This window comes from Catenulispora pinistramenti (genome assembly GCF_018274385.1).
GTDB classification, from domain to species: domain Bacteria; phylum Actinomycetota; class Actinomycetes; order Streptomycetales; family Catenulisporaceae; genus Catenulispora; species Catenulispora pinistramenti.
Genome location: NZ_JAAFYZ010000001.1, coordinates 123,172 through 139,353, shown reverse-complemented (window position 1 = coordinate 139,353; position 16,182 = coordinate 123,172). Strand labels below are relative to the sequence as shown.

Here is a 16,182-nt window from a genome sequence, read left to right as displayed (position 1 = left end):
GCAGATCCAACACGGTCACACAGAATGGCGATGCAAAGTGACGGATGAGGAAAAACTTCGCGATTACCTCAAGCAGGTGACCGCCAAGCTGCGGCAGACTCGTCAGCGGCTTCGTGAGGAGAAGGAGCGCGCGGCCGAGCCGATCGCGATCGTCTCAATGGGCTGCCGCTACCCCGGCGGGGTGCGCAGCCCGGAGGACCTGTGGCAGCTGCTGTCCGCGGGCGGCGACGCCATCGTGCCGTTCCCCACCGACCGGGGCTGGGACGTCGAGGGGCTGTTCGACCCGGACCCCGACAAGCCCGGCACCTCCTACGTCGCCTCCGGTGGGTTCCTGCAAGGCGTGGCGGACTTCGATCCGGCGTTCTTCGGGATCAGCCCGCGTGAGGCGCTGGCCATGGACCCGCAGCAGCGGTTGCTGCTGGAGGTGTCCTGGGAAGCGCTGGAGCGGGCCGGAATCGCCCCGGCCTCGCTGCGCGGCTCGGCCACCGGTGTCTTCGCCGGCGCCTTCGCCTCCGGCTACGGCGCCGACCTCGCGGGCACCGCCTCCGAGGGCTACCTGATGACCGGTGTGTCCACCAGCGTGCTGTCCGGCCGTGTCTCCTACACCCTGGGCCTGGAGGGCCCGGCGGTGACGATCGACACGGCGTGCTCCTCCTCGCTGGTCGCGATGCACCTGGCCTGCCGGGCGCTGCGGATCGGCGAGTGCGACCTGGCCCTGGCCGGCGGCACGACGGTGTTGTCCACCCCGGCGGTGTTCGTCGGGTTCTCGCGGCAGCGCGGCGTTTCAGCGGACGGCCGCTGCCGGTCGTTCAGCGCGGACGCCGACGGTTCGGGCTGGGCCGAGGGCGCGGGTGTCGTCGTCCTCGAACGGCTCTCGGACGCCCGCCGCAACGGGCACCAGGTGCTGGCCGTGGTCGCCGGTAGCGCACTGAATCAGGACGGTGCGTCGAACGGTCTGACCGCGCCGAACGGCCCCTCGCAGCAGCGGGTCATCCAGGCCGCGCTCCAGAACGCCGGGGTCGCCCCCGACGACGTGGACGCCGTGGAGGCGCACGGCTCGGCGACCACCCTCGGCGACCCGATCGAGGCCCAGGCGCTGCTGGCCACCTACGGCCGGCGCCGGAGCGCGGAGCGGCCGCTGTGGCTGGGCGCGGTCAAGTCCAACATCGGGCACTCCCAGTGCGCCGCCGGCGTGGCCGGGATCATCAAGATGGTCCTGGCGCTCCAGAACGAGGAACTGCCGCGCACGCTGCACTCCGAGCAGCCCTCGCACCTGATCGACTGGTCGGCCGGGAACGTCAAGCTGCTGACCGAGGCGCGGCCGTGGCCCGCCGGGGAGAAGCCGCGCCGGGCCGGGGTCTCCTCGTTCGGCATCAGCGGGACCAACGCGCACATCATCCTCGCCGACCCGCCCGCGCCGAGCGCGGCCGAGCCGGATGAGGACCCTGAGAACCCCGGTTCGGCGTCGCTCGCGGCCTCGGAGCCGATCGACGACCGTCCCGCGGTGCTGGCCGCGCCGAGCCCGGTGTGGGTGGTTTCCGGGCGTAGCGAGACGGCGTTGCGGGCGCAGGCCGGCCGGCTGCGGGAGTTCGCGCTGGCGCGGCCGGAGCTGGATCCGCGCGATGTTGGCTACTCACTCGCGGCGACGCGGTCGGTGTTCGAGCACCGGGCTGTGGTGCTCGGGTCGTATGCGGAGTCGTTGGCGGTGGTGGCGACTGGTCAGGCTGCTGATGCGGTGGTCTCCGGTGTGGTGTCGGACGCTGGCGCGGGTCGGTCGGTGTTCGTGTTCCCGGGTCAGGGTGCGCAGTTCGCCGGCATGGGCCGAGAGCTGTTGAGCTCGTCTCCGGTGTTCGCGGCGCGAATGGCGGAGTGCGCAGAAGCGTTGGCTCCGTTGGTGTCGTGGTCGCTGTTGGATGTGGTGGCCGGGACCGACGGCGCGCCTTCGCTTGATGCTGCCGAGGTCTTCCAGCCGGTGCTGTGGGCGATTCTGGTGTCCCTGGCTGCCCTCTGGCAGGCCGCCGGGGTGGTCCCGGATGCGGTGATCGGTCATTCGCAGGGCGAGATCGCTGCGGCGACGGTTGCCGGGGCGTTGTCGTTGGAGGATGCGGCGCGGGTTGTCGTCGTCCGGTCGCGGGCTCTGTCCTCGCTGAACGCGGCTGGCGCGATGGTGTCGGTCGTCATGCCCGAGGATCGCGTCAGGGAGCTGATCGCGGGGCGCGAGGGACTTGCAGTCGCTGCGGTGAATTCGCCTGCTGCGACTGTTGTTTCGGGCGATCCCGAGTCGGTGGACGCTTTCGAGGCGGAGTTGGCGAAGCAGCGGGTGCTGCGGTGGCGGCTCCCGGTGGTGGACTATGTCGCGCATTCGGCTGGTGCGGATGCGCTTGAGAGTGTGCTGGCCGAGGGTCTTGCCGGGATCGAGCCGCAGGCCGCACGGATTCCGATGTTGTCGACGGTCACCGGCAGCTGGATTGAGGGCACTGAGCTCACCGGCGGCTACTGGTTCGCGAACGTCCGCGACACCGTCCGCTTCGCCGACGCCGTCCGGACCTTGGCGGGCAACGGTTATCGCAACTTCATCGAGGTCTCGCCGCAGCCGGTGCTGACCACGGCGGTCTCGGAGACCGCCGAGGACGCCGGGTACGACCTCGACCTGGTCACCGGGACCGTCGAGCGGGAAGACCCGGGGGCCGAGCGGCTGATCCGGGCCTTCGCCGCCGCGTTCGCCGCCGGGGTCGGCGTCGACTGGTCCGCGGTCGTCCCGGGGCGGCCGGTGGGGCTGCCCACGTACGTCTTCCAGCGGCAGCGGTTCTGGCCGGAGCCGAACCAGGCGTCGGCCCTCGCCGCCCGGCCCGGGGTCGGCCCGGCCGAGACGGTCGACGCACGGTTCTGGGCCGCCGTCGAGCGCGGTGACCTGGCGGCGCTGGCGGACACCCTCGACGTCGGCGACCGCGACCGGCTCGGCGAGGTGGTGCCCGCCCTGGCCGCGTGGCGCCGCCGCGAGCGGGACCGGGCGGCGACCGAGGCGTGGCGCTATCGGATCGACTGGAAGCTGCTCACCGACCCCGCGTCCTCGACGCTGTCGGGGACCTGGCTGCTCGTCACGCCGACGGATGTCCGGCCGGACCTGGTCGCGGCGACCGGGGAAGCCTTGGCTGCTCGTGGTGCCCAGGTGGCGTCGGTGGTCGTCGACGTCCTCGGCGACGCGGGCACCGATCGCGTGGTGCTGGGCGCTCTGATCGAGGCGGCGCTGGGCGATCGGTCCGAAGCGATCGCCGGTGTGGTCTCGTTGCTGGCGCTGGATGAGCGGGCGTTGCCGAGCCGGCAGGATGTCCCGGCCGGTCTGGCCGGCACGTTGGGCTTGGTGCAGGCGCTCGGCGATGCCGACGTGCAGGCCCCGCTGTGGGTTCTGACCAGCGGCGCCGTCGCCACCGGGGCGAACGATCCGCAGACCAGCCCGGTGCAGGCCCAGGTCTGGGGCCTGGGCCGGGTCGCAGCCCTCGAACACCCCGAGCGCTGGGGCGGTCTGGTCGACCTGCCCGCGGTGCTGGACGACCGCGCCGCCGCCCGGCTGTGCGGGGTGCTGGCCGCCGCCGACACCGGATCGGGCGTCGAGGACCAGGTCGCGATCCGGGCCACCGGGGTATCCGCCCGCCGCCTGACCCGCGCCGCCGAGCGCCGGGGCGGCACCGGATCCTGGACGCCGCGCGGCACGGTCCTGGTCACCGGCGGCACCGGAGCGGTCGCCGGCCACGTCGCCGGCTGGCTCGCGGAGCGTGGCGCCCCGCGGATCGTGCTGACCGGTCGCACCGGTCCGGCCGCTGCCGGGGTGGCCCGCTCGGCGGCGCTGTTGGCGTCACAGGGTTCTGCGGTCGAGGTCGTGTCCTGCGATGTCGCCGACCGCGCCCGGACCGCCGGGCTGTTGGACCGCCTCGCGGCCGGCGACTCCCCACTGAACGCCGTGATCCACACCGCGGGCGTCGTCCAGTCGACGGCGCTCGCCGACAGCACGACCGAGGAGCTGGCCTGCGCGCTGCGTGCCAAGGCGGTCGGCGCGACCGTCCTGGACGAGCTGACCGCCGGGCTGGACTTGGACGCGTTCGTGGTCTTCTCCTCGATCGCCGCGACGTGGGGCAGCGGCACCCAGGCCGGGTACTCGGCGGCCAACGCCCACCTCGACGCGCTGGTCCAGGACCGGCGCTCGCGCGGCCTGGCGGCCACCTCGCTGGCCTGGGGCCCGTGGGGCGGCGGCGGCATGACCGAGGGCGAGGGCGCCCGGTACCTGGAGCGCCGCGGACTCCGGCTGATGGAGCCGGCGACGCTGGTCCGGCTGCTGGGCGAGGCCCTGGACGCCGGCGAGGACCTGCTCACCGTGGCCGACGTCGACTGGGCCAAGTTCGCCCCGGCCTTCAGCCTGCGCCGGGTCAGTACCCTGATCGGCGATCTCCCCGAGGTGCGGAGCGCCTTGGCCGCCGACGCCGACGCCGATGCCGAGCGCACCGGTCCGGCCGGTGCCCTTGAGCCGACCGGCCTGGGCCGGCGGCTGGCCGGACTGTCCCGCGCCGACCAGGACCGGCTGCTGGTCGATCTGGTGCGGACCGAGGCGGCCAGCGTGCTCGGCCACACCTCGACCGAGGCCGTGCCGGCCGGCCGGGCGTTCAGCGACCTCGGCTTCGACTCGCTGACCGCCGTGGAACTGCGGAACCGGCTGAACGCCGAGACCGGTCTGCGGCTGCCGGCCACGCTGCTGTTCGACCACCCGAACCCGGCCGCCGTCGCCGACTTCCTGCGCACGCGGCTCGGCGGCACACCGGCCGCCGATCCGGTGACGCCGGTCCCGCAGCCGTTCGGGGCCGCGGCCGACGACGACCCGATCGTCATCGTGGCGATGGCCTGCCGCTACCCGGGCGGGGTGCGCACTCCGGAAGACCTGTGGCAGCTGGTGGACGCCGGCGCCGACACGGTCGCGGAGTTCCCCCGGGACCGGGGCTGGAACATCGAAGAGATCTACCACCCCGATCCGGCACACCCGGGCACCTCGTATGTGAAGGCCGGCGGTTTCGCCCAGGGAGTCGCCGACTTCGACGCCGCCTTCTACGGGATCAGCCCGCGCGAGGCGATGGCCATGGACCCGCAGCAGCGGCTGCTCCTGGACACCTCCTGGGAGGCGTTCGAGCGGGCCGGCCTGGACCCGGTCGCGCTGCGCGGCACCCAGACCGGCGTCTTCGTCGGCGCCTCGCCGTCCGGTTACAGCGCCAGCCTCGGCGACCTGGACGGGCACATGATCACCGGCAACGCCGCCAGCGTGCTGTCCGGCCGGGTGTCCTACGCGCTGGGCCTGATCGGTCCGGCGGTGACCGTGGACACCGCGTGTTCCTCCGCGCTGGTGGCCCTGCACCTGGCCGCGCAAGCCTTGCGCAACGGCGAGTGCGCGCTGGCGCTGGCCGGCGGGGTGTGGGTGACGGCCAACCCGGCGGTGTTCATCGGCTTCAGCCAGACCCAGGGCCTGGCTCCGGACGGCCGGTGCAAGGCGTTCTCCGACTCCGCAGACGGCATGGGTATCGGCGAGGGCATCGGCATGCTGCTGCTGGAGCGGCTCTCCGACGCCCGCCGCAACGGGCACGAGGTGCTGGCGGTGGTCCGCGGCAGCGCGATCAACCAGGATGGCGCGTCCAACGGCCTGACCGCCCCGAACGGCCCCTCGCAGCAGCGGGTCATCCGCGCCGCGCTGGCCGCCGCCGGGCTGTCCGGGGACGAGGTGGACGCGGTCGAGGCGCACGGCACCGGCACGGTGCTCGGCGACCCGATCGAGGCCCAGGCGCTGCTGGCCACCTACGGCCTGGACCACGGGGCCGACCGGCCGCTGTGGCTGGGCTCGGTGAAGTCGAACATCGGCCACTCCCAGGCCGCCGCCGGCGTCGCCGGGGTGATCAAGATGGTGATGGCGATCCGCAACGGCGTGCTGCCGCGGACCCTGCACGCCCAGACCCCCTCGTCGCACGTGGACTGGACGGCCGGGAACGTCAGGCTGCTGAGCGAGCCGGTCGCCTGGCCGGCCGTGGACCGGCCGCGCCGGGCCGGGGTCTCGGCGTTCGGCATGAGCGGCACGAACGTCCACACCATCATCGAGCAGGCGCCGGCCGAGGAGCCGGCGGCCGACCCGGCCGACCTGGGCGTCGGCGGTCCGGCCGAGCCGCTGGTGACCGGGGTGACGCCGTGGCTCGTCTCCTCCCGCACCGCTGACGGCCTGAGGGCCCAGGCAGCCCGGCTCGCCCGGTTCCTGGACGCCATGGACGGCATGGACAACGCGGATGGCGTGGACGCGGACCCGCAGGACGTCGGCTGGTCCCTGGCCACCACGAGATCGCTGTTCGAGCACCGCGCCATCGTGCTGGGCGCCGACCGCACCGAGGCGCTGGCCGGTCTGGACGCCCTCGCCGAGGGCCGCGGCCTGCCGACTGTCATGACCGGTGTCGCGGGTGATGTCGGGAAGACGGTGTTTGTTTTCCCTGGTCAGGGTGCGCAGTGGGTTGGTATGGGTCGCGAGCTGTTGGTGTCCTGCCCGGCGTTCGCGGCGCGGATGGCGGAGTGTGCGGCTGCGTTGGCTCCGTTGGTGTCGTGGTCGTTGCTGGATGTGGTGAACGGGCTTGAGGGTGCGCCGTCGTTGGATGCGGCTGAGGTTGTGCAGCCGGTCCTGTGGGCGGTGATGGTGTCTTTGGCCGCGGTGTGGGAGACCGCCGGCGTCATACCGGATGCGGTGGTGGGCCATTCGCAGGGTGAGATCGCGGCGGCGACGGTTGCCGGTGCGTTGTCGCTGAGCGATGCGGCGCGCGTGGTGGTGGTGCGGTCACGGGCTCTGTCGGGTCTGGGGTCGTCGGGCGCGATGGTGTCCGTGGTGATGGGCGAGGAGCGGGTTCGTGCCCTGATGGAGCCGTGGGGTGAGCGGCTTTCGGTGGCGGCGGTGAACGGTCCGGCGGCGACGGTGGTGTCTGGTGAGCCGGATGCGGTTGCCGAGTTCGAGGCGGAGCTGGCTGCGCAGCGGATGATGCGCTGGCGGGTTCCGGAGACCGATTTCGTGGCGCATTCGGCCGGGGTGGAGACGCTGGAATCGGCGCTGGCGCGAGACCTGGCCGACGTGGTGCCTGACGCGGGCCGGGTGCCGTTCTTCTCGACGGCCCTGTCCCGGTGGGTCCCCGGTGACGAGCTGGATGCGGGCTACTGGTTCGCCAACGTCCGCAACACGGTCCGGTTCGCCGACGCGATCCGTGATCTGGCGAACGAAGGGTTCTATTCGTTCATTGAGGTGTCTCCGCATCCGACGCTGGAGGGCGCGGTCGCGGATGTCTTCGAGGAGACCGGCATCGCGGTCACCCCGGTGGTCTCCGGAACCACGCACCAGGACAACAGCGGCGCGGTCCAGATCCTCTCGGTGATGGCGCGGGCCTTCGGCAAGGGCGTCGCCGTGGACTGGGCCAAGGTCCTCGGCGGCGGGCGGCGGATCGCGCTGCCCACCTACGCCTTCCAGGGACGCCGGCTCTGGCCGGCCCCGCTGACGTCGCAGGGTTCTGTCCTGTCGGCCGGAGCCGACGGATCGGGCCTGCCCGCCGAATCCGAGTTCTGGGCCGCCGTCGAAGGCGGCGACCTGCGAGTCCTGGCCGACACCCTGGCCGTGGACGGGACCCGCTCCTTCGACGAGATCGTCCCGGCGCTGGCCGCCTGGCGGCGCCGGGAACGGGAACGGGCCGCCATCGACAACTGGCGGTACCGGGTCTGGTGGTCCCCGGTCGCCGACCCGCAGGACGTGCGTCTGAACGGCCGGTGGCTCATCGTGGCGCCGGAGACGGAAGCGGAGACCGCCGCCGAGACGGCGCGGGCACTCGCCAGTCATGGTGCGCAGACCGTCGTGATCGACGGCGACACCGACCGCGCGGCGCTGGTGGCGCGGATCACCGAAGCCGAAGCCGGGACTCCGGTTTCCGGCGTGGTGTCGCTGCTCGCCCTGGATGAGACGCCGCTGACCGACCAGCCCGAGGTCTCCCGCGGTCTGGCCGGAACACTGACCCTGGTGCAGGCGCTCGGCGATATCGGCGCCGACGCCCCGCTGTGGGTCCTGACCCGCGGCGCCGTCGCCACCGGGGCCGGCGAGGCGCTGGCCAACCCGGTGCAGGCCCAGGCTTGGGGCCTGGGCCGGGTGGTGGCCCTGGAGCACCGGGACCGCTGGGGCGGCCTGATCGACCTGCCCGCCGGGCTGGACGACCGGGCCGCGAAGCGACTGTGCGCGGTGCTGGCCGGCTGTGAGGAGGACCAGGTCGCGGTGCGCGGCTCTGGCATCCTGGCCCGGCGGCTGGGGCACGCGCCGCTGGCGCGGACCGTGGCCGACGAGTGGTCGCCGCGCGGCAGTGTCCTGATCACCGGCGGCACCGGCGCCCTCGCCGGGCACCTGGCCGGCTGGCTGGCCGGCCTGGGCGCCCCGCGAGTGGTGCTGACCAGCCGGTCCGGCCCGGTCGCGACCGGGGTCGCGGGCCTGGCCGCGCAGGTGGCCGAGCGCGGCGCGGCGGTGGCGGTGCTGGCCGCCGACGTCGGCCGCCGGGAAGAGGTGGCCGGTCTGCTCGCGCGGATCGGCGCGGACGGCCCGGCGCTGTCCACGATCCTGCACACCGCCGGCATCCTGGACGACGGTCTGCTGGACGGCCTGGACGCCGCCCGCCTGGCCTCGGTCCTGACGGCCAAGGCCACCGGCGCCGCGCATCTGCATGAGCTGACCGCCGATCAGGACCTTGACGCCTTCGTGCTGTTCTCGTCCGCCGCCGCCACGCTGGGCGGCGCGGGCCAGGGCAACTACGCCGCCGCGAACGCCTACCTGGACGCGCTGGCCGAACACCGGGCGGCGCAGGGCTTGGCCGCGCTGTCCGTGGCCTACGGACCCTGGGCCGGCGGCGGTGTCGCCGAGGCCAACGACGCGGTCCGGCAGCGCATGCGGCGCGGCGCGCTGCCGCCGATGGATCCCGAGCCGGCGCTCAAGGCCCTGGGCCAGGCGCTGGCCGAGGGCGACCCGCTGCTGGCGGTGATGGACGTGGACTGGCCGCAGTTCGCCGCCGCGCCCAGCCCGTTCGTCCGGGATCTGCCCGAGGTGGTGGCCGCTCAGCAGGAACAGGCCGCCACCGGCACGGACGCCGGCCCGCAGACCGCCCTGGACCGGGGCGAGCTGGCCGAGCGGCTGGGCGGCCGGCCGGCGGCCGAGCAGGAGCGGGCGCTGATCGACCTGATCCGCACCGGTGTGGCCATCGTCCTGTCCCACGACTCGGCCGACGCCGTCGACGCCGAGCGGGCCTTCGCCGACCTCGGCTTCGACTCGCTGACCACGCTGGAGATGCGCCAGCAGGTCAGCCGGGTGACCGGGCTGCGGCTGCCGGCCACGCTGCTGTTCGACTACCCGACCCCGCTGGTGCTGGCGCGGTATCTGCGCACTGAGATGTTCGGGGCGGCGGAGGCCGAGCCGGCCACGGTCGCGAACCCGCCGGCGGCCCCGGCCGGACCGGCCGCCGATTCGGACGCCGACCCGATCGTGATCGTGGCGATGAGCTGCCGGTACCCCGGCGACGTCCGGGACCCGGAGGGCTTCTGGCGGCTGCTGTCCACCGGGACCGACGCGGTCTCGGACCTGCCGCGGGACCGGGAGTGGCCGCTGGACCTGATCTACGACGCCGACTCGACCCGCGAGGGCACCTCCTACGTGCGCGGCGGCGGCTTCGTCGGCGCGGCCACGGACTTCGACGCCGCGTTCTTCGGGATCAGCCCGCGCGAGGCGCTGGCGATGGACCCGCAGCAGCGGATGTTGCTCGAAGTGTCCTGGGAGGCGCTGGAGCGGGCCGGGCTCGATCCCCGGGCCCTGCGCGGCAGCCGGACCGGCGTGTTCGTCGGCGGCGCGACGTCCAACTACGGCGTCGGACTGCAGGCGGCGTTGCAGGGGACCGGCGGGCTGGAAGGCCACCTGATGACCGGCAACGCGACCAGCGTGCTGTCCGGGCGGGTGTCCTACGTGCTCGGGCTCGAAGGCCCGGCCGTGACCGTGGACACCGCCTGCTCGTCCTCGCTGGTCACGATCCACCTCGCGGCCCAGGCACTGCGGGGTGGGGAGTGCGCGCTGGCCCTGGCCGGCGGTGTCACGATCATGGCGACCCCCGGCGACCTGGTGTCGTTCTCCCGGCAGCGGGGCCTGGCCCCCGACGGCCGCAGCAAAGCGTTCTCGGCGACGGCCGACGGCATGGGCATGGCCGAGGGCGTCGGCATGGTGGTGCTGGAGCGGCTGAGCGACGCGCGCCGCAACGGACATCAGGTCCTCGCGGTGGTCCGGGGCAGCGCGGTGAACCAGGACGGCGCTTCCAACGGCCTGACCGCCCCGAACGGCCCGTCGCAGCAGCGGGTCATCCGCGCCGCACTGGCCGGGGCCGGGCTCTCGGTCGCCGACGTGGACGTGGTCGAGGCGCACGGCACCGGCACCGAACTCGGCGACCCGATCGAAGCCGGCGCGCTGATGGCGACCTACGGCCGCGACCGGCCCGAGGACCGGCCGCTGTGGCTGGGCTCGGTGAAGTCGAACATCGGCCACACCCAGGCCGCGGCCGGCGCCGCCGGCGTGATCAAGATGGTCCTGGCGCTCCAGAACCGGACGCTGCCGCAGACCCTGCACATCACCGAGCCGTCGCCGCACATCGACTGGGACGCGGGCAACGTCAGGCTGCTGACCGAGTCGGTGCCGTGGCCGGCGTCCGGGCGTCCGCGGCGGGCCGGGGTGTCCTCGTTCGGCATCAGCGGGACGAACGCGCACGTGATTCTGGAGGAGCCGCCGGTCGCCGAGGATGCGCAGGCTGCCGGAGCTGCCGGAGCCGATCCGGCGGGTGCGGCTGGCGCGGTGACCGAGGCTGACCCGGTGGGTGCGGCGGGTCTTGGTACCGCGGCTGGCCTGGTGGTCGGTGGCGTGGTGCCGTGGACCGTGTCGGGCCGTTCGGATTCGGCGCTGTGCTCGCAGGCTGAGCGGTTGCGGGAATCCACTGTCGCGCGACCGGAGCTGGACGTGCGCGATGTGGCATGGTCCTTGGCCTCCACGCGCTCGGTGTTCGAGCACCGAGCGGTAGTAGTGGGATCGGCCCGTCTGGAACTGGCCGCCGGCCTGGCCGCGGTGGCGACCGGCCAGACCGCCGGTTCGGTGGTGGCCGGTTCGACGTCGGTGTCCGGCCGGTCGGTGTTCGTGTTCCCGGGGCAGGGTGCTCAGTGGGCCGGTATGGGCCGCGAACTGGCCCAGTCTTCGCCGGTGTTCGCTGACCGCCTCGCCGAATGCGGCCGCGCCTTGGCGCCGTTCGTGGACTGGTCCCTGGACGAGGTTCTGGCTGATCCGGCCGCGCTTGAGGCCGTGGATGTCGTGCAGCCGGCTTTGTGGGCGGTGATGGTTTCGCTGGCTGCCGTGTGGCAGGCCGCCGGGGTGGTCCCGGATGCCGTGGTCGGCCACTCCCAAGGCGAGATCGCTGCTGCGACTGTCGCCGGTGCGTTGTCTTTGGAAGACGGCGCGCGGGTCGTGGCTCTTCGTAGCCGTGCGCTGCGGGTGTTGGCCGGCGCGGGCGGGATGGTCTCCGTAGCCGAGCCGGTCGAGGCGGTACGGGCTCGGATCGCAGGCTTCGGCGACCGCCTCTCGATCGCGGTGGTCAACGGCCCGTCCGCGACCGTCGTCTCCGGCGAGCCGGACGCGCTGTCCGAACTCCTCGCGGCTTGTGAGGCCGATGAGGTCCGGGCCCGTCGTATCCCCGTCGACTACGCCTCACACAGCGCCCAGGTCGAGCAGCTGCGCGAGGAGATCACCGCCGCGCTCGCCCCGATCACCCCCGGCCGGCTGAGCATTCCGATGGTCTCGGCTGTCTCCGGCGAGTGGCTTCAGGGCCCTGAGCTGGCTGCCGGTTACTGGTTCGACAGCCTGCGCGCGACGGTCGAGTTCGACCGGGCCGTGCGCGCCCTGGCCGACTCCGGGCACGAGATCTTCCTGGAGATGTCGCCGCATCCGGTGCTCACCGCTCCCGTCACCGAGACGCTGGAACGCGCCGGTGCCCCCGACGCCCTGGTCTCCGGCTCGCTGCGGCGCGACGACGGCGGCCCGGAGCGCCTGCTGGCCTCGTTCGCCGAGGCGTGGGTGCGCGGTGTCGACGTCGACTGGCCGGCGGTCGTCGGCGCGAGCCGCCGGGTCCCGCTGCCCACCTACGCGTTCCAGTCGGAGCGCTTCTGGCCGGTGCCGGTGCCGCGCCGTCCCGACGCCTCGTCGATCGGGCTGGACACCACCGACCACCCGCTGCTCGCGGCGGCCGTGGAACTGGCGGCCGGTGGCGGCCTGTTGGTGACCGGTCTGCTGGCGCCGAGTCTGCAGCCCTGGCTCGCCGACCACGCGGTGGGCGGCGTGGTGCTGCTGCCCGGCACCGCGTTCGTGGAGATGGCGGTCCGGGCCGGCGACGTCGCGGGCTGCCCCCGGCTGGAAGAGCTGACCCTGGAGACGCCGCTGGTACTGCCGGCCGGTAACGCCGGGGTGCAGGTCCAGGTGCGGGTGGCCGACGCGGACGCCGAGGGCTACCGGACGCTGGAGATCCACTCCCGGCCGGTCGACGCCGACGAGCTGACCGGCTGGACCCGGCACGCCACCGGGCTGCTGGCCCCGGTGGTCGGCCCCGGCACGGTGGAGGGGCTGGCGGCCTGGCCGCCGGCCGACGCGACGCCGGTCCCGGTGGACGGCTTCTACGAGCGGCTGACCGAATCCGGGTACGGATACGGCCCGGTCTTCCAAGGCCTGCGCGCGGTGTGGCGGCGCGGCGCCGAGGTGTTCGCCGAGGTCCGGCTGCCGGAACCGGCGGCGGCCGAGGCCGCGGCGTTCGGGCTGCACCCGGCGCTGCTGGACGCCGTCCTGCACGCCTCGATGCTGGCCGGTCCGGTGGTCGGGGAAGCCGGACCGGGCGAGATCCTGCTGCCGTTCGCCTGGCAGGGGGTGACGCTGTACGCCTCCGGGGCCGGCGCGCTGCGGGTGCGGCTCGGCGTGGACGCCAAGGGCTCCGGGCTGACCCTGGCCGTCGCCGACGATTCCGGGCTCCCGGTGCTGTCGGTGGAGTCCATGGTGTCGTTGCCGGTGCCGGCGGCCCGGCTGGGCGCGGCCACCGGCCCGACCCGGGACGGGCTGTTCAGCCTGGACTGGACCCCGGTCGCCGAGGACGCCCCGGCCGGGCGCATGGTCCTGGTCGGCCCGGACCGGCATCGCCTGGCCGCCGCGATCCCGTTCACCGGGACGTTCCCGGACCTGGCCGCGCTGGTCGCGGCGATCCGGGACGGCGCGCCGGTGCCCGACACCGTGCTGGCCGCGGTCGGCAGCCAGACCGGCGGCCAGAGCGACCACCCGGCCGACAACCCGGCCGACAACCCGGCCGACGAAGCCGCCGCCGCCCGCCGGGCCACCGCCGACGCCCTGGCCCTGGCCCAGCATTGGCTCACCGCCGACGAACTGCTGTCGGCCCGCCTGGTCCTGGTGACCCGCGGCGCGGTCGCGACCGGCCCCGGCGATTTCGTCGGCGACCTGGGCGGCGCCGCCCTGTGGGGCCTGATCCGCTCGGCGCAGTCCGAGAACCCGGACCGACTGGTCCTCGCCGACCTGCCGAACGAAGGCTCCGACGGGGTCGGCACGCTCCTGGCGGCGCTCGGTTCGGCCGAACCGGAGCTGGCCGTGCGGGCCGGGATCGTGCTGGCCCGGCGGCTGTCCCGGCCGTTCGGCACGCTGGTGCCGCCGGCCGACGGGCCCTGGCGCCTGGCGGTGCTGAACCGCGGCACCCTGGACGGCCTGGGCCTGGTCGAACACCCGGCGGCGCTGGAACCGCTGGGCCCGGGCCGGATCCGGGTCGCGGTCCGCGCGGCCGGGGTGAACTTCCGCGACGTCATGGCCACGCTGGACCTGCTGCCGCTGGAGCTGGACCCGGACCGCGGGCAGCTGGGCAGCGAGGTCGCCGGGGTGGTCACCGAGATCGGCGGCGCGGTGACCGGGATCGCGGTCGGCGACCGGGTGCTCGGCATGGCGACCGGTGCGGTCGGGCCGGTGGCCGTGCTCGACGCGCGGCTGGCGGCCCCCGTCCCGGCAGGGCTCACCCACGCCCAGGCCGCGGCCGTCCCGGTCGCCTACGTGACCGCCCGGTACGGCCTGGTCGACCTGGCCGGGGCCCGGGCCGGTCAGCGGATCCTGATCCACGCCGCGGCCGGCGGGGTCGGGATGGCCGCGGTCCACCTGGCCCGGCATCTGGGGCTGGAGGTGTTCGCCACCGCCAGCCCGGCCAAGTGGGACGCGTTGCGGGCCCTGGGCCTGGACGACGATCACCTGGCGTCCTCCCGCGACGCCGGCTTCGAGGAGAAGTTCGCGGTCGGCACAGCGAACCAGGGCATGGACATCGTCCTGAACGCCCTGGCCGGTGAGCTGACCGACGCCTCGCTGCGGCTGCTGCCGCGCGGCGGCGCGTTCATCGAGATGGGCAAGACCGACATCCGGGACGCCGAGCAGGTGGCCGCCGACCATCCCGGCGTCCGCTACCGGGCGTTCTCCACCGCCGAGGCCGGACCGGACCGGCTGGGCGAGCTGCTGGCCGAGATCACCTCTTTGCTGGCGGCCGGGAGCCTGACGGCTCTGCCGGTGCGGTGCTGGGATGTGCGCCGCGCGCCCGACGCGCTGCGTTTCATGAGCCAGGCCCGACAGATCGGCAAGATCGTGCTGACGGTGCCGACCACGCCGCGCCGCGACGGCACGGTCCTGCTCACCGGTGGCACCGGGACGCTGGCCGCACTGGTCGCCGGGCACCTGGCCGGCTCCGGCCGGGCCGGCCGGCTGGTCCTGGCCAGCCGCTCGGGCCCGGCGGCTCCGGCGGTCGCGGCGCTGGCCGCGCGGCTGGCCGACAGCGGGGCCGCGGCCTCGGTGGTGTCCTGCGACACCGCCGATCGCGACGCGCTGGCCGCAGTGCTGGCCGCGGTGCCCGCCGACCGGCCGCTGACCTCGGTGGTGCACCTGGCCGGCGTCCTGGACGACGGCGTGGTCACCTCGCTGACCGAGGACCGGGTGGCGGCGGTGATGCGGCCCAAGGCCGACGCCGCCTGGCACCTGCACGAGCTGACGGCGGGCCTGGACCTGGACGCCTTCGTGATGTTCTCCTCGGCGGCGGCCGCGTTCGGCGGCTCGGGCCAGGGCAACTACGCGGCGGCCAACGCCTTCCTGGACGGCTTGGCCGCGCGTCGCCGCAGCTCCGGTCTGGCCGCCGTGGCTCTGGACTGGGGGCTGTGGGCCGAGGCCAGTGCCCTGACTGGCGATCTGAGTGCCGAGCAGAAGAGCCGGATGAACCGCGGCGGGATGACCGCCCTGGACGCAGCGCAGGGCCTGGCCCTGTTCGACGCCGCGCTGGAGCGGGACGAGGCGCTGTTGGTGACGGCGCTGCTGGACGTGCCCGGCATGCGGGCCCGGGCCGGCCGCGGCGAGCCGGTGCCGGCGCTGTGGCGGGGCCTGGCCGGCGGCCCGGCGCGGCCGGCGGCCGGCGGCGCCCCGGTGGCCGCGGACCGCTCGATCGTGCAGCAGCTCGGCGGCATGGCCCGGGCCGAGCGCGACCGGATGCTGCTGGAGCTGGTGCGGGCGCACGTCGCCGACGTGCTCGGCCACTCCTCGCGCGAGGCGGTGGAACCGGCGCGGGCGTTCAAGGAGCTCGGCTTCGACTCGCTGACCGCCGTGGAACTGCGCAACCGGCTCAACGCCGCGACCGGGCTGCGGCTGCCCTCGACGCTGGTCTTCGACTGGCCGAGCTCGGCGGCGGTGGCCGAGTACCTGCGGACCCTGATGTTCGACGACGACGTCGTCCCGGCCGACGCGCCGGCGCCGATCTTCGACGAGCTGGCCCGCTTGGAGACCAGCCTGGCCGGCCTGACCGCCGACTCCCGGACCCGCGACGACGTCACCCGGCGGATTCAGGCCCTGCTGTCCCGCTGGATCGGGGACCAGGGCGCCCAGCAGGCCCACGAGGCGGTGGTCGATCTCGGCTCCGCCACCCCGGACGAGGTCTTCGACTTCCTGGACCGGGAGTTCGGTGAAAACTAATGGGAGACAGTGCTATGGAGAACCAGGACAAGCTCTTCGAGTACTTG

Annotated in this window: 1 protein-coding gene; it reads left to right on the top strand. The window is 74.3% G+C overall.

Annotation, left to right across the window (positions count from 1 at the left end):
* Positions 1 to 4 precede the first annotated feature (4 nt).
* On the top strand, positions 5 to 16,135 hold the full coding sequence (locus KGQ19_RS00155; RefSeq protein WP_438801857.1) for a type I polyketide synthase: 16,131 nt from the start codon (positions 5 to 7) through the stop codon (positions 16,133 to 16,135).
* Positions 16,136 to 16,182: the final 47 nt, after the last annotated feature.